The organism is Leptospira weilii serovar Ranarum str. ICFT, assembly GCF_000332415.1.
GTDB classification, from domain to species: Bacteria; Spirochaetota; Leptospiria; order Leptospirales; family Leptospiraceae; genus Leptospira; species Leptospira weilii_A.
The window spans coordinates 147,827-171,671 of sequence record NZ_AOHC02000012.1 but is presented as its reverse complement, the minus strand read 5'-3'; the positions used below and the strand labels follow the sequence as shown (position 1 = coordinate 171,671).

The following is a 23,845-nucleotide window of genomic DNA, read 5'->3' as shown; positions in this document are numbered from 1 at the left end:
GGGAACTACTTTCGCGAAAGAAATGTGAAAAGGGAATTTCGTAATAAATAATGATTCGATTAGAAACCAGATTCGCCAGTTCCTTCGTACATTCCCGAAAATTCGAAACCTTTTTGACGGAGGCGGAAGCCGCACGACGTACACTTCATTCTTTCCAAGGAAAAGGAAACGAATATTTGGGATGGTTGAATCTACCCAAAGAAATGGAAGAATCGGAAATCGAAAGAATTATCCAAGTCGCCCAACGATTGCGAGCCTCTTCCGAAGTAATCGTCGTGATCGGAATCGGAGGATCCTATCTCGGATCCCGCGCCGTATTGGAGGCGACCTTACCGTTTTTCAGAAAATCCTCCAAAGGAAATCCGGAAGTCGTTTTTGCGGGACATCACCTCGAATCCAGATATTTGTCCGAACTGATGGAATATCTCGAAGATCGGGATTTTTCGGTGAACGTCATTTCAAAGTCGGGAACAACCACCGAGCCCGCGATCGCGTTTCGTCTATTTTGGGAACTTCTTCGTAAAAAATACGGGACCTCCGCGGCTTCCAGGGTTGTCGCGACTACCGATGTTTCGAAAGGGGCGTTGAAAACGTTTGCCGATGCGGAAGGATTCGATACGTTTACAATTCCGGATAACGTGGGTGGAAGGTATTCCGTTTTGACTCCCGTAGGATTGTTTCCGTTGGCGGCGGCCGGGGTTTCGATTCGAAAATTCATATTAGGATTTCAAAATATTTTAAACGATCTACACGCCGAAGCCGATCCGGAGCGGAACCCCGCCGTATATTATTCCGCGTTTAGAAACTATTTCCTATCCGAGGGACGATGTGTGGAAGTATTAGCGAACTTTAATCCTTCACTCCGATATATATCCGAGTGGTGGAAACAACTGTTCGGGGAAAGCGAAGGAAAGGAGAATAAGGGAATTTTTCCCGCCTCAATGGATTTTACGACCGATCTTCATTCTCTCGGACAATACGTTCAGGAAGGAAAACGAATCTTATTCGAAACGGTCCTAAGTCCTTCCGAGGTTTGTTCGAATCTGACTTTGAAGCCGACACCGGATAATTTGGACTCTCTCAATTTTCTATCCGGAAATACGCTCGGATACGTGAACGAACAAGCCAGACTTGGAACGTTACTCGCACACGCCGACGGAGGAGTTCCTTGTTTGGAACTCATCTTTCCGGATATATCTCCCGAATCCCTGGGAGAATTGATGTATTTTTTTGAATATTCCTGTGCGATTTCCGGTTACACTTTAGGTGTAAATCCTTTTGATCAACCCGGAGTGGAAGCGTATAAAAAGAATATGTTTGCCCTATTGAATAAGGCCGGTTTTGAAAAAGAAGGGGAGTCTCTTCGAAAAAGAATTCTGGGTGATTAAACGTTCATTTTGTCTAAGGACAAAATCGAAATTTCATTTTCCTGCTTGACATCTTTTAAAATAAAAAGCCGGATGATGGCGTGAAGGGACACAAAAACAAAATCGGTTTTCAACTAACGTCCGTTATCCTGGCGTTTTTGTTTCTATCCATTTCAGTCGTTCCTTCCGGCAATCTTCCTGGGAAGTTGCATCCCCACAAACAAACAATAGACGGGGTTGGATCCGAATACAAAGAGCCGGTTCAGTTGGAGGAAGAGTTTGAATTCCTACTGAGTTTCCACTCTTTAACCCATAAAAACATACTATTCGTATTCAAAAACAAAGTAACTTCCCTCCAGGATAGGTTCCAATTCCACTTCTGTAACTTCCAAACTCTAAATCTGCTGAATTTACCTCCTCCTACTCTCGTATAACTAGTCTTAGTTTCTAGTCTTTGTCCTTGCGGGGAAATATGTCTTACAAAACGTTTTTAGTGATATTCAATGGCGTCGTTGGGACTTTTAATCCGTGCCTTTGTCGCCGTTGAATATCGGTTATGTTCTTACACTGTTTGCAACTTACGGATCTCCAAATTTTGCCAATCCCGATCTTTGAGAATTGACTCCTAGGTCGGGATTGGCATATTTTTTTCATCGAGTTAAAACATCGATTTCTTAAATTCTAAAGTTTGCATATACCTTTCTTTTTCCAAAACGAGCTAAAAATGGGTTTTCTTTCTCGAAAAACTCGGATAGTTTTTCTTGAGAATTTTTTCTCAAGAAAAAATGGACCAAGAATTTAAAAGATGGACCCGCCTTCTTAGGGCGATCGAAGCCGGAACGCGGATCGAACTCACGGGATATGTACTCAACGATTCTTTTCGACTGAATTTGGAAAAGTTCGTAAAACTCTGTCTCGAAAACTACAACAAAGGCGATCTGGCTCCGGTCGTTTATTCTGTAATTCAGGAAATGCTTTTACACGCCGCTACTTCCAATCTGAGGGAATACTTTTATGAGGAAGAGGGGATCGATTTTTTGGATCAAAACGCGTTCGATTGCAGCGAGGAAGAATTTAGAAAGTTCTTAAATACCTTCGACTTAAACGCCGCAAGAAACGTATTCAAGACAAAAGGTTTGTTTTTGAAAGTGATCATTCGTCACAATCATACGGGGATCGCCGCCGAAGTATTAAATAATTCTAAAGTGATTCCTTTTATGGAAGAACGCCTGAGAAAATATCTCGCGACCGCGATGGAATATAAGGATTTAATGGATTATTATGATTCTTATCCCGAAGACGAGGATGGCAGGGACATAGGGCTTGCGTTTTCGATCCTTATCCTTCGGAAAATCGGATTAAAACCGGAGTTGTTTCGAATCGGCGTCGGAGAAAAAATCCATACTTCCAGACTGGAGGTGCCTTTCGGAGAGGAATACAGAAGTATTCGTAAAAAAAATCGGAACGACGAGGGAGTTCCGAAAGAAAGTCACGAACAGGAAATCGAACTTCCTTGGAAAACGAATCGTTGCAGTTATTGCGGAAGAACCGTGGACGATCGGATTTTTTTTTCCAAAATCCCGGACGATGTACCGATCAAAGGGATTCCGGAACCGGTTCGAGCGGGAAACGGGATCTGTGCTTGGTGTCTTTCCTCTTACCTCTGAGTAGGAAGTCGGCAAAGTTCCAAAAATTCCTTCCAACGGAAACCTAAACGTTCCGAAAAATTTTTTTCCTTTAGAGAAAGATAATATTCTTTTTCTCCCAGGTCGACCGCTTCTCCCGGAAACAATTCTCCGGTTAACCGTTGTTTGGCGGAAAGTTCCTGGAAGATATGAGAAAGATCGAAATAGGTTTCCGGTTGAATTCCCGCCAGAACGCCGCTGTTCAACACCGAAATTCCGACGTAGAACAGGTTTCCCTTCCCGAAGAAAACTTTTTTGTCGATAAGACCCAGTCCGGTATAACCCGCCGATTCCGGTTGAGGCAAAAGATACAAAAGACAATCGTTTTCCGAAAGCGAGTTCCGCATTTGGAAAGAACTTTCCGGAAAATAAAGAAAGTCCGGATTTATGATCCCGATCGTTTCTCCCATCCAACCCGCTTTTTCCAATCCCGTTCTGATTCCACCCGCGGTTCCTAAAATTTCTTTTTTTTCCTCGGAGACGATCAAAGGGAAGAGGGAAAACGTTTCGAGTTCTTTACGGATCTTTTCCCCCAGATAATGCGTGTTCACGACGGCGGCTTCCGCGTTTTGTTTCCAAGCCTGAAACAAGGAATAATAGACGAGAGGAATTCCGTTTAACGGAAGCAAAGGTTTAGGAACGTCTTTGGTGAGTTCCTTCATTCTGGTTCCGAAACCCGCCGCGGGAATAAAAAATTTCAAAACGAAACCTTCGGTCTTTTCATCGTTTGATTCCCTTCATAAAGGAGGAATTGGATAGGAGTTCTTCTTTTAACAGATAAAAGAATACGTAGAGTTGATCCGGAAACAAACCCGCTTGAACGATTTCCAAAAGATTATCGAGTGCGTTTAGAAGGCTTTCCCTATATTTATCCATTTTTTTGTCGGCTACCAAATAAAAATAAGAACCGAGCGCCTTATAAGAACGTTGGAGACACTGGATGTAATGGCATTCCTTGGATCTGGGAAAATTCTGTTCGCTGAGTTTTAGAAAAAGCTGATATAGTCCCTGTCTCATTCCGAACGGAATCGGCCTATAAGCGTCGTAAAGAATACTCGCAAGATCGTAAAAGGGAGTTCCCATTCTCGCGTCCTGAAAATCGATCATACAAATTTGATTTTCAGAATTGATCAAAAGATTCCTTCCGTGAAAATCCCTGTGACAAAAAACCTTTACGGGATATTCGGCCAGAAAGGCGGAACATTCCTCGATGAAAATTTTCACTTCGCTTCTTAGTTGGGTTTTGAGGCGGAGTTCTTTCTGGAGCTTTAAATAATTAGAATATGTGAATGTACTTTCGAAATCGAACTTTTCCAAGTCGAATTCCCTCGAACTTACGGGAGGGATCGGATTTGTCCTTTGTAATTTTACCAGGATTTCGATCGATTTTACGAGCCATTCCCTATATTCCAAATCGTCCGTAATCGAGGTCAGATCCCTTTCCCCGCCGTCGGACATTAGGATCAAAAAATGAATCAGATCTTTTTTGAGAATTTCGGGAACTACGAATTGTTCGTGACTTAGGAAATCCGCGATTTCGACGAAGTCGTGTTGAAAACGAACGTCCTTACAAAGAACAAGAGTTCGGTCCGGATAAACGACACGGAAGTATTTTCGATCCGAGGCTTCCACGGTGATGGGGGAGATTTTCTGAGGAAGTTTTCCGGAAAACTCCAGAAATTTCAATTCCTGATCCGTTAACGAGACGGAAGAGTTCACGTCGTTCATACCTTGTCCGGAAAAACCAAACGGAATTCCGTCCCTGAATTAAGTTCCGATTCGATTTCGATTTTGATTCCGCGTTGGTCCGCGATTTCCTTGGCGACGAACATTCCGAGTCCCGTTCCTTTTCCGATTCCCTTTGTCGTAAAATAAGGCTGATAAATTTTTCGAATCACTTCTTCGTTCATTCCGATTCCGTTGTCCAAAATGGAAACGACCGGATGATGGTTTCTAGTATATACGGAAATTTGAATGTTTCCTTGATTGCCGGTTGCGTCGGCGGAATTTAAAATGATGTTGGAAAGTAAAAGGGCGAGTTGGTCCTGGTCCGATTCCACCAATACGGGAGTCGGCTCCGGTTTAAAATGGATCCGGCAATTTTTGAGTCTGGAGGTTTTTTGAAAAACGTCGATCACACTTTCCACACATTCGTTTAGATTGATCGATTCCGAGGACTTCCTCAAACTTTCGCCGGGTTTTCCCAATTGTAAAAGATTGTTTGTGAGAGTTTTTAACTTAATCAATTGGCTCCAGGTGATCTGAATCGTCTTTTGGCGGATTTGTTCCGTTGCGTCCGGAAGTTTTGCGATTTCGATATGACCCTGAATCGCGGTCAAAGAATTGTTGATCTCGTGTCCGATACTCGAAGCGAGAATGGAAAGAAACGCTCGCCTTTCCGCGTCTATGAGTTTTTCCGAAATTAAAAGTTTGTTCGTGATGTCCCTTGCGATTCCGGTGTAATACGTCTGGCCTTCGATGTCGTAATAACAAACGGAGATTTCGTAGGTTCTTATATCCCCGTTTTTACTTTTCAGATCCGCGCGATTCATTCTCGCAATTTGTCTTTTGTTTTTTCTTTTTAAAAGCCGAACCACCCTTTCCATGTAAAACGTTTCTTTTCCGGGAGGACTCAGAACGTTGAAATATTTTCCGACGATTTCCTCTTCGGTATATCCGAACGCGTCCAAAGCGGCCCGGTTTAAACCGGAAAATTTGAGATCCCGATCCAGAGTGATCACACAATCGCTCGTTGCATTTAGTATATTATAATTTTGTAAATAAAGATCTTTGGCTCTTTGCGCCAATTTGGTGTTTTCCGTTTCCGATTTGATCAGGTTTTCCGCGTGTTTGTCGCGTGTTTCCTTTTCTATTTTAGCCTTTTCTAAAACTTCCAGAATACTTCTGCGGCGTATCGGTTTGGAGATATAATCGAACACGCGATTACGAACCGCTTCTTCGGCGGTGGTCAGGTCCGGGTTTCCGGTCATTAGGATGACGGGAATGTTCTCGTTGATTTTACGGATTTCTTTCGTGACTTCGATGCCGTTTTTACCGTTCATAACGATATCCGAAATGACTACGTCTATCTTTTGGTTTCGGATGATTTCAAGAGCGGAATCGGAATCCTTGGCGGATAACACGCGATATCCTTCTCTGGAAATGACTCTTTCCAGAACCGTACGAATTTCGGATTCGTCGTCGATAACGAGTACTGAAGTAGACTTTGATTCCATAAACTTACGCCAAACATTATTTTACCACAAAAATCGTCCTAGATAGGAAGGCGAATCAAAACCCTAGTTCCGTTTCCGGGTGAAGATTCCAGAAAGATCGTTCCGTCGTGTTCGGAAATGATCCTTTGTGAAATGGCAAGACCCAAACCGGTTCCTTGTTTTCCTCTTCGGGTTGTAAAAAGAGGAAGAAAGGCCTTATCCAAAACGTCTTTTGCCATTCCGGGACCGTTATCTAAAATTGTAAAAAGAATCGAGTCTCGGTTCAAATGAAATTCTTTCCGAACCGTAATCGAAATTTTCGGAAACGTAGGTTTGATTTCCATTTCGGAGATCGCATTGATCGCGTTCACCAAACAATTGATCAGAACTTGTTCGATTTCCTGCCAGGCCACTCGAATTTTAGGAAGGTCCGGATTTGCGATCCGTTTCAGCTCGATCCCGTTTTTTTTGCAGGAAACTTCGATCAACTCGCAGGCTCTGAGAAGAATGTAATAAGGAGACACGAGTTCTTTTTCTCTCGCCACGGTTCTCCCTAAATCCAGAAGGGATTTGATGAGATCCCGGATTCGAACGCTCGCCGCTTCGATTCTTTTATAAATTTTTAATCTTTCCGCCGGATCGGATTCTTCGGTTTCGATAAGTTCTTCGAGGTAAAGTAGGCTGGCTTGAAGCGGATTGTTCACTTCGTGTGCGATTCCGGCGGCGAGTTCGCCTATGGATGCGAATCTGGCGGTTTCGTAGAGTTGTTTGTCCAAAAGTTTGGTTTGAGTGATGTCCGAAAAGATCAACATCACGGCCTCGCCGTTCTCCCTATATTTTTTAAGAGGAAGGATTTTGATCGAAAAGAAGTTTTCCTCCTCTTCGATGAACTGAATCGGAAGATCCAGAAATACGGCTCTGTGGGATTCGAGACAGTTTTTGATTCCGGTTTCGATTTCTTCGGAAACTTTCGGCGCGAAGAGAGGAAATAAATTTTCTCCGGGATTTACATTCAAAATTTGGAATAAAAGAAATTTGAGAATCGGAGCCACTTCCAGAACGATTCCTTCCGGCGTGAGGATTACGATTCCGTTGTTCATAGCGGAGAATAGGTTTCTGAGTTTGATTTCGGAGGAACGGATCAGCTCCTCGTTTTTTTTCTGTTCGGTGATGTCGAGCAGCAGAAGAATCGTTCCGATCGAGTTTCCGTATTCGTCTCTGATCATCGAAGAGGCGAGGAGCATCGGGACTTCTACGTCCGGAAAAATTTTCATTTTGATTTCGGTTCTGAATTCTTCCTTGGAAAGTTTGTCTAAAGTCGAGGGGTTTAGATTTAGGACTTTTCCGATCGGAAGATCTATAAAGTCTTCTTTATAAACTCCTAATATTCTTTCGAGACTTTGATTTCCGTAGGTGATATAACCTTCGTCGTCCGTGGAAATGAGAGGAACCTCTATGGAATTGAGAAGCGCTCCTTGGAACTGCAATTTTTTGGAGTTTTCGATTCTTGTTCTTTCGGTTTTTGCGTTTTGAAGGGAACTATGGACGTCTGCGATGATTTCTTCGTAGAGAAAATTTTCCCCGGAATCGAAGGCCATTCCTTCCAAGGACAGAATTTCGATTCCTCCCAGGAGTTTTTCCTTTTCCCGGATTCCGATCGCAAGGCTTCTGCGGAATTTATGCTCCGCAAAAGCCGACTCCCATTCCGGATACTTTCCGTTTCCGAACTCGTAAATGACGAAATTATCCTTCGTGTCGATCAGGGTTCTCATTGGAAACGGAATATTCGAAGAAATGAATGAATGAATTTTGAGTTTTAAATCCGGATTCATATCTTTTTGTCCCAGAACCTGAAGTTCTCCGTCTTTGAAAAAAAAGGCCCAGACTAAAAAGTAATGCGGATTTTCCTTGAGAGTATCGCATAGTTTTTGAAAGACGGAACTTTCCGAAGTCAAGTATCTCAGATTTTGTCTCAAAAGTCTTAAGGTTCTTAAGATACTTTGCATATAGTAAAGTCTGAGTTCCGTTTGTTGGATTTCGGACTGATCGGTGAAATAGAATAACAGTAAGTCCCGTCCGGCAAAGTTAATGGTATTGATCGTAAAATTGACGAGTTTTCTTTCTCCGCTTTTATACCGGAGTTGCCAATAGACTTTTAAGGGTTCGTTGCGTTTGACCGTTATCGCTTCCCTCGGAAATGTGGAACTGGAAAGAATGACGTCGATCGATTTCCCTTCGAGTTCTTCGGCGGGGTAACCTAAGATATTTTCAAGAGCCGGATTCAGATAAAGGATGGTTTCCGTTGCCATGTCTAAGGCGAGAACTCCTTCCTGAATCGGATGGAAGAAAGAATAGAGAGCGGAAAGTAAAGAGTCTGACATCCTGATTCCGGGTAAAACCTTAAGTGAGTTTCGACTTACTTTCCATTCTTTGCAAGAACTAATTCCGGATCTTGTTTTTACCGGTTCCGGAAAAACGTTTTCGGTTAAAAATTTCTTAAAACGGCACGTGCGATTTCGGTCTTACTAGGATTCGGCAAATCGTCGATCATCCGAAATGCTCTTTCGAATCTCGGTTCGTTAAGTTTTAAGACGGATAAATCCGGTTTTACAAAAAGTTAGAACAAAACGTAATAGAGAATCTGCACTTATGAAGTCGATGTACGGATTATTCCTGAGTTATTATCAATGGAAAAAGAAAAAATATATGAAAGAGATTCTCGGGTTTCGGGATCTCGAAGTGGAAACCGGCGGGAATTCGATTTATTTTTTGGAAAAAAATCCCGAAAAAAATAAAACGATTCTTTTGATCCACGGTCTTTTGGATTCCGCGACGGGGCTTAGAAAAGTGGCTCCTAAAATTCGACAAGACTATCGGATTTTGATTCCGGATATCCCCGGATTTGGAAAGAGCAAACTGCCGCCTCTGAAATATCTGTATCAAGTGGACGTATTCGGGGATTTGATCTACGAGGCGATCCGAAAATTGAATCTCACCAAACTCGTATTAGGCGGTCATTCGATGGGAGCCTTGATCGCGATGCACATTTCTCTGCGAGATCGAGAAAAAAGAATTTCCAAGTTGGTTCTCATCGCTCCGGGGGGAATTCCACATCCCAAACGAGACGAAATGAAAGAACTTCTGTTTCCCAAAAACGAAGACGATCTTTTGAAACTCATCGAAGCGTTGTATTACGAAACTCCGGAGCCGCCCGGAAAAATCGCAAGAAAGGCTCTGATTCGATCTTGGAACGAGCTCCCGAATCAATTTTTGACGGTCAATACGTTGGAAAGAGAGGAGGAGATTTTTCTCGGAAAAAAACTGGGAGATATTAAAATTCCTGCATTGATCGTTTCCGGTAAGGAAGATCCGATCACGGACGCGGCGATGACGAAAAAACTCCATTCTTATTTGAAAAAGAGCAAACTCGTTCTGATTCCCGGCGCCAAACACGCGATTCACATGGAAAAACCGGAAGAACTTTCTTTGGAAATCAATCGTTATCTGGATTAAAGTCCGTTGAAAATTTCTTTGACGGCTTTGATCACGTCCTGAACGTCTTCGTCTTTCATACCCGGAAAAAGAGGGATCGAAAGCGATCTGGAATACATCGCGTTCGAATTGGGGAAAAGTTCTTTTTTAAATCCGAAACGAGAACCGTAAAACGGATGTTCGTAAAGAGGAATGAAGTGAAGGCTGGAACCTATATTCCGTTTTTTTAATTCGGATGCGAAGATGTCCCGATCCATTTTGGAAGAGGCGCGATCCACTTCCACTCTGAAAAGATGCCAGGAATGTTCTCCGTCCGGAGCGTTCAGAGGAAGGTGTAAAAACGGAAGATCGGAAAATTCTTTTTTGTACAACTCGGCTATTGAAATTCTTCGTTTCCAGAGATCGTCCGCTTCGGAAAGTTGAACGATCCCGAGAGCCGCGGCGATGTCAGTCATATTGTATTTGAAACCGGGAGAAACCACTTCGTAATACCAGCCGGGACGATCGTAGGTTTCCCGATTGATCCCGTGCAGACGCATGAGTTTGATTCTTTCTGCAAAGTGAGAATGGTTGGTCGTTACCATTCCACCTTCTCCGGTTGTGATTCCCTTGGTGGCGTAAAAACTGAAAACGGTAAAATCGCCGAAGGTTCCGATTTTTTTTTCTTTGTGAACGGCGGGGAACGCGTGAGCCGCGTCTTCAATTACGTAAAGATGATATTCTTTAGCGATTTCTAATATACCTTCCATGTCGCAGATCACTCCCGCGAGATGAACGGGCAAAATCGCTCTTACGGTTTTTCCGGTTTTTTTGTGGAATAGAGTTCCGTTCCGATAAATACATTCTCTTTCGATGGTTGTTCGAAGTGTTTCGGGAGTCATCAAGTTGAAGATCGGATCCACGTCCGTGAGAATCGGCTCCGCGTCGAAGTAGCAGATCACTTCCGCGGTGGCGGTGAACGTAACTGCGGGACAGATCGCCGCGTCCGCGCGGCTCATTCCGATGGCTTCCAAGGCCAAGTGAAGTCCCGCGGTTGCGGAGTTGAGCGCGAGTGCGTTTTCGGCTCCGGTGTAACGCGCAAATTCTTCTTCGAACTCTTTTACTTTCGGTCCCGAAGTGATCCAACCGGAACGAAGGACGGAGGAAACTTCTTCGATGGCCCTTTCGGATATACAAGGCAGAGCGAAAGGTAGAAACGTTTTGCGTGCTGTGATCATATCGGACATAACCCCCGGTGCTTTTCTTAACTTCGGCAGATTGCCGTTTTTCCTGAGCGATAAATCGGTGAAAAGTGCGGGTGCCGAACGACCCGTAGGAAGTGAGGCAGCCAAAAGCCGCGAAGCGAGAAACTCAATGTTTCTCCCTATAGGTCGAAACATAATGTTGGCTTTCAACGAAGCTGAAATGGTCCGCAAAATTTTTTACGGCCGCATCCGCTTGCGCGGACCGCGCCACTCCAGGCTCGCGGAGTCCCGCTCGGTCCTAAGTGATTCGTGAAACGAAACGGTCCCGAGTTACCGGACCAAGCCTTGCGTGTCGCTTGCGGTGCGGGAACTCCCCGTTTCCGAATCAGAATTGAAATCTTTTCCTAGAAAATATATCTTGTCTTGGTGGCTTTAACTTTTGGAGAGATTCTAGACAGAATTCGGATCATCGATCGGGATGTAACCGAACTGAACCGCCTGAAGTCTAGACTTCCCGCCGATCGGCCCTATTCGTCTTCCTTACAAATTTCTTTCGATAAACAGATCAACGAACTCTTGAACGAAAGAGTGGGCCTCATGGAACTCGAGGTTCTGGACCCGCCGACCTGGATTCTAGGAGTTCCCACAACCGGAGTTGTACAGGAAACGCCGGTTCCGATCAAAGGGCTTTTTCCATCCGGGGATCTTTCCAAGGAAAAACCCGACGATCAGGACGTAATCAACTTCCTGCGGGAACTCCCAAAGACCGAAATTCATCTCCACCTCGAAGCTTGTGTCAACAAAGACACGATGAAACAGTTGATGGTAAAGAACGGAATCAGCGTATCGGACGAAGAGTTCGAAGCGAAGTTCAACTTCAAAGACCTCAACGGATTCATCCAGGTATTCTTTTTTATTCAATCTCTCGTAAAAGAACCCGCCGACTTTTCATTTTTTGTGGGAAGCCTCGCGGAATACATGAGAGCCAACAACATCGTTTACAGCGAGGTGTTTTTTGCTCCGTCGAAGTTCATTCAGAACGGACTCGATTTCGAAGAGATGGTCAACTTTCTGGTAAATCGAATCCGGGAAGAAAAGGAAAACGACGGAATCACCATACGCTTGTTAGTCGATGTGTCCCGATCGTTCGGACCCGAAAACGCGATGAAAAATCTGGACCGGGTTTTAAAACTGAGACATCCGGAAGTGATCGGGATCGGACTCGGGGGCGCGGAGCTGATGGGACCGGCGAGGGATTACCAAGCCGTTTTCCAAAAGGCCAGAGAAGCCGGTCTCAGAGTGGTGGCGCATTCCGGAGAGGACGACGGACCTTGGGCGATCTGGGAAGCGGTGGAACTTCTCAAAGCCGAAAGAATCGGACACGGAACCTCCGCAATCCAAGATCCCGAACTTGTAAAATATCTAAGGGAAAATCGTATCCCGATCGAGATTTGTGTGACGTCTAACGTGTTTACCGGAAAATACGTACGCAAAGAACAGAACCATCCGGTTCGTTATTATTACGATCAGGGACTTCCGCTCAGTATCAACACGGACGATCCCGAGATATTCAACGTAAATCTTACATACGAATATTATAAACTATGGAGATTCTTGGATTTCTCCCTGGATGAGATCGTGGATCTGATTCGTCAGGGAGTTTTCGCATCCTTTCATCCGAACAAAGAATCGCTTTGGGCGGAAATGGAAAAGAAGATCCATCTTGTAAAAGCAAGATACGGCCTGAAACGATAAGATTTTTAATCGAATTTTACTTTTCGAAACGTTCGATTGTCGGAATCTGAGTTCCATGCAACCAAGAATCAATATGATCACTCTCGGCGTGAAGAACTTAGAAAAGACGGTTCGTTTTTACGAGGAAGGTCTCGGATTTCCCAAAATGAAATTCGAAGGAAACATCGCCTTCTTTACGTTAAACGGAACCTGGTTCGCTTTGTATCCTTTGGAAGAACTGGCGGCGGATGTGGGTGTTCCCGAAAAAGGAGACGGTTTCAGAGGATTTACTTTTTCTTACAACGGACAATCCAAAGAAGAGGTGGATCAAGTGATCGCCAAAGCGGAACTGGCGGGCGCGAAAATCGTCAAACGACCTCGGGACGTTTTTTGGGGAGGTTACTCCGGTTACTTTGAAGATCCGGAAGGATTTTATTGGGAAGTCGCTTGGAATCCGGCTTTTTACCCGGGTCCCAAAGATTCTTGATCGACATTAACACTTTCGACATTGGCGCTTTCTTTTTTGCAGAATACTTGGACCGTTCTTTGTGTATAAATTCCGCCGATCGTCCAGTGGATGACGTTGTCCGAAAAATTCCTTCGGATTAAAATTTCGGGTTTCCCCTCCGCACATCGGATTTTGGGAGTTTCAAATGCGTCGATTAAACCGAACAGATAACCGCCTTGTTTGAAAGTTTGATCGGGTTCCGATTCCACCGGAAGAGAATGCGCTGTATTATGGATTTTTAATGTTGTATTGTAACAGGCCGTCGTGGTCGAGGTTACAAAAACGAGAAATACTATGTTAAAAATTTTCACGGTTAAAACTCAATTATAACAAATTAGATTTAAGGTTCTAGGAGAATACACTCCAAGAGTCAGTTGTTCGTAGAAAGAATCCAAAAACGTGGAATATTGAAGAGCTTCCTTGATTCCGTTCGGACAATAACCGGTTGTATCGACTTGATGATCTTCCGGAATCATTCCCCAGAAATAAAAAGACTGAGAAACCACGTGAACCCGAGGAGGTTGCGCGTTGAGTCTGGTTCTTTCTTCCCTATCGTTTTGGCATTGTCTCCGAAGAATAGGCGGTAAACAGGACGCGGGAGGATCTTGAGGAAAACTTACCCGTACGTTTTGACAAACTGCGGATAAACCCAAAATCAAGAATGTGATTAAGATCCTAACGATGGAACGGCGTTTCGACATTTACATAACCCTTTCCGAATATTCCAACAAAAAGATTGAAATCGGATTCGTTCGTATTTGTGTTTTTATACACGACCAGTTGATATCGGCCCTTTTCTAACAATTGAATTTCGATCTTACAGGAATACGTGTTTCCTAAATTCGTATTCGTACATCCCCTTTTCGAGTCGAAAAGGAATCCTTTTTTGATTAAACGAACTCTCAGATCCGGATCCGTGGAGTCGACTTGGACGACTCCCAGAACATTTTCGGATTGTTTGAGACTAAATTCATAATTTTGAATGTTCTTTTGCGGATCGATTCTTCCGTAAACGACCGACTGAAAACGAACGATTCCGTTTTGTTCGTTTTGAATGAAGACGAGTTTTTCGGAATTTCCGTTTTCCCGACAAGAAACAAATCCGGCGATCATACAAGTTGTTATCCCAACGACGGTTATTAATGAATTTTGCATATTACTGATTCTGTTGCCTGTAAACTTTTACGGGTCTATCGCTCTTCCCCGTGCTGACATAAACGTAATTCACGCCCAAACTCGATACGGAAATACCCGAATAGATTTCTTGATTGGTTGTGTCTCCTAAACCATCGCCTCCCACCCGTTCCCAACCGCCGGAAGAGCCGCCCGGATTTTGAAGATTGGTTCTCCAGATTTGGATTCCGTTTTCGTTGTCAAAACCTACGTAGAGATAGGATCCGCTCGCTACCAACATCGTCATGCTGTGGTTGGATACGTCTCCGAAATTCGTAAATCCGTTTCCGTCGTCTCCGACTACGGACCAATCGTTCGCGTCGCAAGCGGTTTTGTCTCCGCTCAGAGCCGGATCACATTTCCAAAGTTGAGGTCTTCGATTTGTATAACTTCCGTCCGTACAACCCTTGACGGTTTGTAATTTTTTTCTGAGCCCCGAGTTGTCCTCCGGAGTCACACAGATCGTTCTTGTAATATACATTCTTCCGTTAAACTCCGCTCCTTGCGAGAACGCTTTATTCGCGGGAATCAAATCGCGATAATTTACGAGTTCAAGAGAGAACCAGTTGTTATCGGGAGAGTTATGCCATTTCGGATCGGATCTGGGCGCGATGTCTTCCCAACCGGAACAACGATCGGTTCCTTCGCAAGGAACCGGATTATCGCTTGTGGAACGTATTATACTTCCATTATGTAAAGAATTGGGAAACCCTCCGTTTGCGGCGTAAAGTTTTCCGTTAAAAACAAAAAGAGAGTCCACGCCCACGTAAAAACTCCAATTGATGGATGAGTTGTTAAGTTTATTCAATCGATTAACCGTAACTTTTTTCTCAACTTGAGTCTTGCCGACGGGAGCTATGTCCAGCCTCATTCGAGGGCGAGGTTTTATATTCGCATGACTAGGAGTTAAGTCCAGACTTCCTCCGCCGAAATAAGGCATTCTATCGATTCTAAAACGGCTTCCACGATAACCGTCGTATGCGTCGCAGTTGTTTCCGATTTTACATCGGGCGGAGTCGGAGGAATTGAACGTGATCTTACCGAAATCGGGCGCGTTGGAATGATCGTTTTTCTTGGCAAAACCTATATAAACTCGATTATCGAAAACGGCGATGGAGGACGTTCCCGCCGTCGCCCCTCCGGTGATCGTTCCCATATCGATGTATTTAAAATCGAGACCTATGTCCGTGTCCGAAGAATAGTAGAGATAGTCGAAACCTCCGGAGGATTTGGAACCCGCTATGAACATATGAGGTGTTTCGCCTAACGTTCCGGTTGCAAATACTCCTCTTCCGTTTTCGTTATCGGGACCGCATCCCGTCGTTATGTCCGCGCTGCCGGGAACACATCCGGTATGACCGATCGTAACGTAATTGGGAACGGCGATTCCTCCGTCTCTCGACGAAGCGGAGTTTAAAGCAACTTGAGGATTTTTGGGATTATCCGCAAAGGATACATTCATAATTTTGCCTATATCCGTTCTGTCTTTGGTAAAAGTGAAATAGATCGATTCCGGCGACGCGCCGTTGTAATGGAAACGAATCGCCTGGTTTCCGTTTGTGTTCGGACCGAGGTAGATTTGATTGTTATAATCCGTAAGCGAACCGAAGGTGGAATCGTCTCCGAAAGGATTTGTCGCAACGGGACCGTCCGTAAAGTTTACGGGAGAATCTCCGCATCCTATAAAGTTCGTTCTATCTTTCGGAGAGGATTGTAAATTTTCCCGATCGGATGAGTCGCGGATCGCTCCCCAAGTGCCGTTGTCAAAACCGTCCCCGTCCAGATGGTTCGCTGCGATCACGGTGTATTGACCGCCCGACTGAAAAAGAGTGTGCGTTAGACACACTTTGGAAGAATCCGCGGGCTCTCCTCCGCAGACGGTTCCGTCTAAAACTTTCGCACTCGTGATCTTTCCCAAAGAGGAAACTCCGGCGAATTTATATCTTGATGCACACTGCGACGGGTTCGAACATTCCACGGACTTGGAGATATCCTTTCCGTCATACAATGGTTTTGAAAAAGAAACGATCACTCTGTTTACGGAATTACAAACCGCTCCCGTAAGTTTGAGTTGTTCCTTTCCCGTAAAATCGGCGTTATTCGGACAACTTAAGAGATTCGGCGCAAGGGAACGGTCGTGGATCCCCGTTTTGTTCGCTACGAGAGTGTACGATTTGCCGAAGATTTGCGAATGCGAAAGTTTGATCGTAAATATATTTTTGCTTCCGCTGATACTACTCAGTGAAAAATCTCCGGTTTGAGAATTGCCGTTGAAGTCCGTGTTATCCGAACAGTTCCCGCTAAAAACGGAACCGTCCACTACTTTGTAATTGGATAAAGTCGACGCTTCCTTACTGTTTACAAATTTTGAATATACGACTCGGATCGTTGTGGGTGATAAGGATGTGACGGACGTTACGGTCGGAGGGATCGTGTCGATTTTGTTTACCGTAAGGTTTGTATTTCCGGATACGGAGCCGTAAGTGGCGACGACCTTTGAAGTTCCGGCTAAAATTCCCGTAACCAATCCTTGTGTTCCCGATGCGTTACTCACCGTTGCCTGAGACGAATTGGAACTGGACCAAGTCACCGAAGAAGTAAGATCCGCCTTGGTTCCGTCCATATACGTTCCCACTGCGAAGAATTGTTTTGTCGAGGTCGTGTTGACGGTCGAATCGGTGGGGGATACGGCGATCGAAGACAGGGGCGCCGCGCCGACGTTTAAGTCGGCGCTTCCGGTAATGGATGCTAAACTGGCCGAGATCGTGTAGGTTCCGATTTCCCAAGCTTTCGCCAATCCCTTGGATGTTCCGTTGTCAACAAAAACGGATAACGGATCGGAACTTCCCCAAGAAACAAAATCGGTGATGTCTTGAGTGGAAGCGTCCGAATAAACGCCCAATGCGGCGTATTGTCGGGTAAGTCCTTTGATAATGTTGCCGCCGTCGGGTTTGATTTCAATGGAGACTAACGTGGCCGGGTTTACGTTAAAGTTGATGGAATTGCTGTTGAGTGAATTATAAACTGCGGAAATAGCGGAGCCTCCTTCGGAAAGTGCGTTTACTAAACCCTTTTTGCCGTCGGCGTTGCTGATAGGAGCGATTTTGGAATCCGAGGAATACCAGGTCGCAAGATCGGTAATATCTTGTCTGGAATTGTCCGTAAAAATTCCCTCGGCGATAAATTGTTGAGTAAGACCTTTCGCTTTCCAGGCGAAGTCAGGACTGATGGAGATACTTTCCAATTCGGCGGCGGTAACCGTCATCGGAGTCGGAGCGCTCCGGATGGAATTGTAGATTGCCGTAATATTCGAACTTCCTAAAGTAGAGGCTACGGCCGAACCCTTTTTGCCGACGCTGTTTTCGATCGCAACCTTCGAGGAATCGGAAGAAACCCAGGTCACAGCCGAAGTCAAATCCTGGGTGGAATTGTCCGAATAAATTCCGGTCGCCGAAAATCGTTTTGTAAGACCTTTGGCTATGGAAGGAAGGCTCGGAGTCACTTCGATAGAGGTAAGAATCGCCGAAGTCACATCCAAAGCGGAAGAACCGGAGATGACACCTAACGTGGCCGTAATGTTCGTGTTTCCGGCGGAGATTGCGGTCGTCAAACCTTCCGAGTTGGCCGCGCTGCTAACCGACGCTTTTCCGGGATTGGAAGAAGACCAAGAAACCAAATCCGTAACGTCTTGGACGGAATTATCGGTGTAGGTTCCCGTTGCGTGAAATCGTTTTGTAAGACCTTTCGCGACGGAGGCGCCGTTTGGAGTCACTGCGATCGAAACAAGTTGTGCCGGAGTTACGGTAAAAGAGACGTTCGGGCTTGTAACCGAACCGAGGACGGCGGAGATATAGCTCGACCCCGCAACGAGAGAGTTTGTAAGCCCTTTGTTTCCGACCGCGTTGACAATTTCCGCGACTGCCGTATCGGAGGAATTCCAAGTGACTTGCTCCGTAAGATCCTGGGTTGAGTTGTCCGTAAAAACACCGGTAGCCTTAAAATTCTCCTTAAGTCCTTTCGCTTTCGAGGAGGAAGCGGGAGTGATTCCGATGGAAACCAACTCCGCTGCGGTTACGGATAACGTGGATATCGGACTGCTGATGTTTCCCAATGTCGCTTTAATATCCGTGTTTCCGATCGTGTTTCCGGAAGCGGTTCCTTTGTTTTCCGCTGCGTTGGAGATTACGGAAACCGAAGAATCGGATGAAAACCAGGTCACGGAAGAAGTGATGTCGGAATTGGAGTTGTCCGAGTAAATTCCCGTAGCGGAGAATTTTTTCCTCAAACCCTTTGTAAGAGAAGGATGGATCGGGCCGATTTGAATTGCGGTGAGAACTGCGGGAGTTACGGTAAACGTCGTGTTTCCGGAAACCTTTCCCATAGTCGCCGTAACGGTGGTATTTCCGATCGAAAGAGTTTGCCCCAAACCTTCGTTACCGTGCACGTTAGACACGCTTGCCGCTCCGGAAGAGGAAGTCCATGTAACCGAGGCGGTGATATCCCGTTTGGAATGATCCGTAAAAGTTCCCGTTGCCGTAAATTGTTCGGTCAGTCCTTTCGCTTTCGAAGGAAGAACCGGTGTGACCGAGATCGAAACCAGAGTCGCCTGTGTAACCGCAAAGTCCGTAAAACCTTCGATACCGCCGACGGAGGCGGTGACCGTAACCGCGCCGTGGTTGAGAGCGGAAGCTAAACCGCGACTTCCGTTCGCATTGGAAATGCCGAGAATGTTTGTGTCCGAGGAAGTCCACGTAACTTGGTTCGTGATATCGGAGTTCGAATTATCGGAAAAAATACCGGTCGCGGTAAAAGACTGACTCAATCCTTTGGCTGCGGAGGAATTTACGGGAGAGACGGAAATGGAAACCAAGGAAGCAGGTGTTACGGTTAACTTCGTCGAACCGACCTTAGAGCCGAAGGAAGCCGAAACGGCTGCGGTACCTATATTAATAGTTTCTAATAAACCTTGAGGTTGGACCGAAACGATCGTAGGATCCGAAACGTCCCAGACGACCGAAGAGGAAATATCCCGATTCGAGTTATCGGAATAGATTCCGGTTGCCGTCAATTGTCGCTTTTTTCCTAAAGGAAGATTGAGATCGGCGGGTGTGACCTGAATCGAAGAAAGAGTTGCGGGTGATACCGTTAAAGGAGAAGAGCCTTGTTTGGAACCGAAGGACGCTTGAATATGAGCAATTCCTAAATTAATTCCGGAAACCGCGCCGGAGTTATTTACCCGCGCCAAAGACGCATCGCTGGTCGACCAGATCGTCAACGGGTCGTTGGAAAGATCCTGATGAGAGCCGTCCGAGAAAATACCGATTGCGGAAAACTGACGATTCAAACCTTTCGGCAAGGATCCGGAATCTAAACTATCGACTTGGATCGAATTTAAAATCGCCGGTGTCACTTCGATTTTAAGCTGAGTATGAAAACCATTGTATTCGACTTGAAGTAAGGAGGAACCCGGAGCGATTCCTCTTACTCTATTTTCTTGAATCGCGGCGACGGATTGAATGTCGGAAACGACGGAAGCGGAATTTGTAATATCGTTGTTTGTTCCGTTATCATAGATTGCTGTAACTTGGAGAGCTGCGCTCATACCTCTAGCGATGGAAGTATCTTCGGAACTGAGTTCGATTCGAGTGATTACCGGATCGGAACTTTGTAAGAAAAAAGGAAGGAGTGAAACACCGTCGCCTTTTTTGCCGACGACCAAACCTAACGTCCCGGTTAAAAGGGGCCAAGCCGTACAACTTTGAAAAAACAGGGAAAGAAAAATTAAAATGGAAAGGATGCCCTTCATGAACTTGCCTTACTGTATTTATTTTTTTTTGAAGTTTCCATTTTCGTATCCAACATTCTGCTTCTTTTGAAGTTAACTTGAAGTTGATAAAAGAGGCGACTTTGTAAATAAAAATATTTAAATTCTAAAGAAACAAAATATTATTTATAGAATATAATAAATATTGAATACTTAAGTAATGATAGCAGGAGCGTTTGTTTTTGAATTCGGTGTTTAACGTGAGTTCGGTATAACCAATGCGAAAGCGATTATATATTTCGACCCATAGGGAGAAATATTGAGTTTTAATTCCGAAGGAATTGAAACATTATGTTGCGACCGCAGGAGCAACATTGAGTTCAAGCGCGGTCGCGAGCCCATTTTAGCTATGGAATTCGCGAGCTGCGGAGCGACCCGTCGGGAGCGAACGCATTGAGTTTCTTATTCGCCCAAGATTTCAACCGTCGAACTCACGTTATTTAAGTATCGATTCGAACGATTGGAAAATATCTGAATTTCTTGAGAATAAAAACCGTAGGTGTGATCGATGGCGGATAACGCATACTTTAGTAATTCATATCCGGGGGATTAGCGTTTAGATAGTATGATGTCTTTTTCTGAGAGAGGCTTGAAAGATTTCGGAAAGAAAAAACTCTCGGAGAAACCGGAACCGAGGGGCTGGCAGCAGACGGATAATTCCTTTGGAGCTTTTACTCCGCCGTGTTACTCAAAAATTTTTTACCGCCCAAACGCCGACGAACGCAAATCCGATCCCACCGAAAACGCTCAGCCCGATATATCCAAAAAATAGAATGTAGTTTCCCGTTTTGAACATTTGAAACGTTTCGTATGAAAAAGTGGAAAAGGTTGTAAATCCTCCGCAAAGTCCGGAGGCGAGCAGAAACTTCCATTGCGGGTCTAAAATCGGAAACCGATCGAAAAGTGCATATACAATTCCGATGATAAAGGAACCGAGTAAATTTGCGCTTAACGTTCCCCAGGGCAAAGTAAGTCCGAGAAACGTTCCAAACCAGTATTGCAACAAGTAACGGAATATACTCCCGATCGCGCCGCCAAAACCGATTAAAAGCAAGATCCTTTCAAAACTCATAATATAACGTCTTTTTAATTTTCTTTTGACATCCTTTCAAAATTTTCAACGGCTCCTTCCGAATGGATCGCGTTCGATCAATCCTATTCCGGATTTCGGGTTGAAATTTCCGGAGTCCCCGGAACCGTGTTTTCCGAAGAGTTTCTTTCCTTGAAATATCGATAGATCTGATAAATCCCGACACTTAACGTAACGATGGAATCGTCGATAGGCCCGGGCAGAAGGTTGGGTGCGATCCAATAAAGAAGGATGATTAGGACCGGCCAAAAGATTCGCAGAGTTTCGACCGGCTTTGAATCCTTGATTGAAAACCATAGGCCGATGAATAACGCGATTACGACGCTGATGATAATTCCCGCAAAAAGAAGAATGTGTTTCCCCGCGAGAAGGGCCCAATCTCCCATCGAATGCGCGTTTCCATAGTCGTCCTTTAAAAGTAGAATCGTCGCGCCGATACTTGCAAAAAACGTAATAAATGGAATCAGTATTCCCCATAAACAACCGTATTTGATTTTACCTGAAGGAGCGGGCGTGTTCTCGTTCTTTTTATTTTGTATCACTCGATTAATACTCCGATAACCTTTCCTAAAGTGTCTTCAGATACGCAAGAATGAAAGGTTCGATTTCTCCGTCCATCACCGCGGCGACGTTACCGGTTTCGTGATCCGTCCTGTGATCTTTCACGAGATTGTAAGGATGAAAAACGTAACTTCGAATTTGAGAACCCCAAGAAATATCTTTTTTCTCGCCGGATTTTTTTTCCAATTCTTCCTTTGCTTTTTCTTGTTCCATTTCGTAAAGTCTTGCTTTCAACATTTTGAATGCAGTGTCTCTGTTTTTGATCTGAGACCTTTCATTTTGACAAGCTACCACGATTCCGGAAGGCATGTGAGTGATCCGAACGGCGGAGTCGGTGGTATTGACGTGCTGACCGCCCGCACCGGAAGAACGATACACATCCACCCGAATATCCTTCTCCTCTATTTTGATGTCGATATCGTCGTCAATCTCGGGACTTACGTGAACGGAAACGAAAGAAGTGTGTCTTCTTTTGTTGGCGTCAAAAGGAGAAATTCTAACGAGCCTATGAACCCCGTTTTCTCCTTTTAAAAAACCGAAGGCAAAGTCGCCTATCACGTGTAAGGTTGCGTTCTTAATTCCGGCCCCGTCTCCCGCTTGAATGTCTATAAGAGAATACTGATATCCTTTTTTTTCAAAAAATCTCATATACATTCGGAGCAACATTTCGGCCCAGTCCTGGCTTTCGGTTCCGCCCGCTCCGGGATGGATGTTGATGAACGCGGGTTTGATGTCCTCCGGATTTTTCAAAGCCCCCAATAATTCCAGTTCCTCGAATTTCTCTTGGAGTCTTTTGTATTCGGTCGACAATTCTCCGACTCCGTTTTCTCCCTTTTCGTCGAGAGTAAGGTCTACTAAATCAGGAAAATCTAATATGTCTTGTTGGATCGTAAACCAAGGAGTGAGTTTTTTTTCCAACTCGTTCTTCTTTTGGCTTACGATTCTCGCTTCTTCCGGATTGTTCCAGAGGTCGGGGTCTTCGGCCTTTTCGCTGAGCGCTTTGAGGCGATCCTTGTCCTGTTCCAAGTTCAACAGTTTCCAACGATTCAGAAAATTTTCCTGCAATTCTTTGGAGACTCTTTTAAGTTCTTTTGCTGATTTTACTTCCATATTCTTTGCTTTCGATTGATTTGATGGTTTTAGAACGTTTGAGACGAACGGACTTATTGAAAAAGAAAATCTTCTTTATTCTCTCTTTCCTGTTCCCAAGAAAAAACGGTATCTCTGAGTTGCGGAGTATTACCTTCCACCGTGGCAACTAAGATGTATTCTTCCTTTTTTCTGAATTCTTCCGGATTCTTTTTTAGGATCAATTTACCCGAACGGATCAGGTCGAGAATGTGCAACAAAAACGGATCTTTTTCCGTTCTGGAAAGTTCTTTCATTGCGGAGTAAAACGAAGTGATTCCCTTATGGAACCAATCTACGATTTCGTTTTTTCCGGCGGGCCAGAGTTGGCTCAGTTGAATCGTTTCTTCTCGAAGAAGGGATTTTCCTTGGAAAGGTTTTTGAAGATGTCTGCACTGAAAGTAGAGTTCGTGATTGATTTCTCTCGGAAACGTTTTTCCGTAACCGGAGCCGATCCATTCGATCCACGCTTTTTTTTCCTTTGCGGGAAGAGAGGGAATTAGAGCGAAGAGATAATTCTGATTTTTGAATATTCTAGAAGTGGAAAGATGATCCAAAACTTCGTAAGGAATCATATACTGACCCTTCTGCCATTCCAAAACCAGCGGAATTTTTTCCACTTCCAGATATTCCGAGGGAGTTTCCGCGCTTACTACGTCTCCGAATTGAGTCAGAATGTAGATGAAGGAAAGAAGTTCTTGACGATTCATCTTTCGGATCAGCGCATCCGGATCCAAATTGCGATGTAAAGCGTGTCTTAACAAATTGTATTGTTCGACCGGAAATTGAACCGGGGAAAGAATAATCCCGAGAAATTTTTCCATTTTCTTGAGGCTACGTCTCTCCACGAAATCCAGATTTCCAGAAATCAAAAATGGCATAGG

Annotated in this window: 19 protein-coding genes; 6 read left to right on the top strand and 13 right to left on the bottom strand. The window is 44.7% G+C overall.

Annotated elements, in window-relative coordinates; genetic code table 11:
- Positions 1–50 precede the first annotated feature (50 nt).
- The 3 genes from LEP1GSC060_RS01950 (at position 51) to LEP1GSC060_RS01945 (ending at position 3,034) form a co-directional block, all read left to right on the top strand.
- The gene (locus tag LEP1GSC060_RS01950) at positions 51–1,388 is read left to right on the top strand and encodes a glucose-6-phosphate isomerase (protein WP_002995421.1); all 1,338 of its coding nucleotides are present in this window, start codon (positions 51–53) and stop codon (positions 1,386–1,388) included.
- Between the two features lie 80 nt (positions 1,389–1,468).
- Positions 1,469–1,801, top strand: coding sequence for a hypothetical protein (locus tag LEP1GSC060_RS19175; RefSeq protein WP_002995364.1), 333 nt, complete (start codon positions 1,469–1,471; stop codon positions 1,799–1,801).
- A gap of 351 nt (positions 1,802–2,152) precedes the next feature.
- Entirely contained in the window at positions 2,153–3,034 is an 882-nt protein-coding gene (locus tag LEP1GSC060_RS01945; RefSeq protein ID WP_036095207.1) for a hypothetical protein, read from the top strand.
- On the opposite strand, the gene LEP1GSC060_RS01940 is transcribed toward LEP1GSC060_RS01945, so the two are convergent.
- The 4 genes from LEP1GSC060_RS01940 to LEP1GSC060_RS01925 are packed head-to-tail and all read right to left on the bottom strand — an operon-like array spanning position 3,025 to position 8,648.
- Positions 3,025–3,753 (bottom strand): sugar phosphate nucleotidyltransferase, encoded by a 729-nt coding sequence (locus LEP1GSC060_RS01940; RefSeq protein WP_002995065.1) that lies wholly within the window; start codon positions 3,751–3,753, stop codon positions 3,025–3,027. The two genes, LEP1GSC060_RS01945 and LEP1GSC060_RS01940, sit on opposite strands and share 10 nt — an antisense overlap.
- 19 nt (positions 3,754–3,772) lie before the next feature.
- On the bottom strand, positions 3,773–4,771 hold the full coding sequence (locus tag LEP1GSC060_RS01935) for an aminoglycoside phosphotransferase family protein (RefSeq protein ID WP_036095204.1): 999 nt from the start codon (positions 4,769–4,771) through the stop codon (positions 3,773–3,775).
- A 5-nt stretch (positions 4,772–4,776) separates the two neighbouring features.
- Complete coding sequence (locus LEP1GSC060_RS01930) at positions 4,777–6,288, bottom strand: hybrid sensor histidine kinase/response regulator (RefSeq protein ID WP_002995287.1); 1,512 nt, start codon at positions 6,286–6,288, stop codon at positions 4,777–4,779.
- Between the two features lie 38 nt (positions 6,289–6,326).
- Complete coding sequence (locus LEP1GSC060_RS01925) at positions 6,327–8,648, bottom strand: ATP-binding protein (protein WP_002995438.1); 2,322 nt, start codon at positions 8,646–8,648, stop codon at positions 6,327–6,329.
- 268 nt (positions 8,649–8,916) lie between these two features.
- On the opposite strand from LEP1GSC060_RS01925, the gene LEP1GSC060_RS01920 reads away from it, so the two are divergent.
- Positions 8,917–9,780 carry an alpha/beta fold hydrolase gene (locus tag LEP1GSC060_RS01920; protein ID WP_002995042.1) on the top strand — a complete coding sequence of 288 codons (864 nt, stop codon included), beginning with the start codon at positions 8,917–8,919 and terminating at the stop codon, positions 9,778–9,780.
- Here LEP1GSC060_RS01920 and LEP1GSC060_RS01915 read toward each other — a convergent pair.
- The gene (locus tag LEP1GSC060_RS01915) at positions 9,777–10,976 is read right to left on the bottom strand and encodes a DegT/DnrJ/EryC1/StrS family aminotransferase (RefSeq protein ID WP_036095202.1); all 1,200 of its coding nucleotides are present in this window, start codon (positions 10,974–10,976) and stop codon (positions 9,777–9,779) included. The genes LEP1GSC060_RS01920 and LEP1GSC060_RS01915 overlap by 4 nt on opposite strands.
- Positions 10,977–11,369: 393 nt before the next feature.
- Here LEP1GSC060_RS01915 and add point away from each other — a divergent pair, with 393 nt between their 5' ends.
- The gene (gene add / locus LEP1GSC060_RS01910; protein WP_036095200.1) at positions 11,370–12,698 is read left to right on the top strand and encodes an adenosine deaminase; all 1,329 of its coding nucleotides are present in this window, start codon (positions 11,370–11,372) and stop codon (positions 12,696–12,698) included.
- Positions 12,699–12,753: 55 nt separating this feature from the next.
- Complete coding sequence (locus LEP1GSC060_RS01905; RefSeq protein WP_002994951.1) at positions 12,754–13,164, top strand: VOC family protein; 411 nt, start codon at positions 12,754–12,756, stop codon at positions 13,162–13,164.
- On the opposite strand, the gene LEP1GSC060_RS01900 is transcribed toward LEP1GSC060_RS01905, so the two are convergent.
- The 8 genes from LEP1GSC060_RS01900 to LEP1GSC060_RS01865 all read right to left on the bottom strand — a co-directional run bounded on the left by LEP1GSC060_RS01900 (position 13,140) and on the right by LEP1GSC060_RS01865 (position 23,842).
- Positions 13,140–13,496 (bottom strand): LA_3781 family PerA/PerB upregulated protein, encoded by a 357-nt coding sequence (locus LEP1GSC060_RS01900; protein ID WP_036095126.1) that lies wholly within the window; start codon positions 13,494–13,496, stop codon positions 13,140–13,142. The genes LEP1GSC060_RS01905 and LEP1GSC060_RS01900 overlap by 25 nt on opposite strands.
- A 9-nt stretch (positions 13,497–13,505) precedes the next feature.
- Positions 13,506–13,886, bottom strand: coding sequence for a Bor/Iss family lipoprotein (locus LEP1GSC060_RS01895; protein WP_002995051.1), 381 nt, complete (start codon positions 13,884–13,886; stop codon positions 13,506–13,508).
- Complete coding sequence (locus tag LEP1GSC060_RS01890) at positions 13,861–14,340, bottom strand: LIC_10463 family lipoprotein (protein ID WP_080634488.1); 480 nt, start codon at positions 14,338–14,340, stop codon at positions 13,861–13,863. Before LEP1GSC060_RS01890 ends, LEP1GSC060_RS01895 begins: the two co-directional genes overlap by 26 nt.
- 1 nt (position 14,341) lies before the next feature.
- The gene (locus LEP1GSC060_RS01885; RefSeq protein ID WP_002995444.1) at positions 14,342–20,164 is read right to left on the bottom strand and encodes a beta strand repeat-containing protein; all 5,823 of its coding nucleotides are present in this window, start codon (positions 20,162–20,164) and stop codon (positions 14,342–14,344) included.
- Between the two features lie 706 nt (positions 20,165–20,870).
- Complete coding sequence (gene crcB / locus LEP1GSC060_RS01880; RefSeq protein ID WP_002994829.1) at positions 20,871–21,254, bottom strand: fluoride efflux transporter CrcB; 384 nt, start codon at positions 21,252–21,254, stop codon at positions 20,871–20,873.
- Between the two features lie 83 nt (positions 21,255–21,337).
- Complete coding sequence (locus LEP1GSC060_RS19170; RefSeq protein WP_080634494.1) at positions 21,338–21,526, bottom strand: hypothetical protein; 189 nt, start codon at positions 21,524–21,526, stop codon at positions 21,338–21,340.
- A 313-nt stretch (positions 21,527–21,839) separates the two neighbouring features.
- Positions 21,840–22,943 carry a peptide chain release factor 2 gene (gene prfB / locus LEP1GSC060_RS01870; protein WP_002995275.1) on the bottom strand — a complete coding sequence of 368 codons (1,104 nt, stop codon included), beginning with the start codon at positions 22,941–22,943 and terminating at the stop codon, positions 21,840–21,842.
- Positions 22,944–22,996: 53 nt separating this feature from the next.
- Positions 22,997–23,842, bottom strand: coding sequence for a hypothetical protein (locus tag LEP1GSC060_RS01865; RefSeq protein ID WP_002995436.1), 846 nt, complete (start codon positions 23,840–23,842; stop codon positions 22,997–22,999).
- Positions 23,843–23,845: the final 3 nt, after the last annotated feature.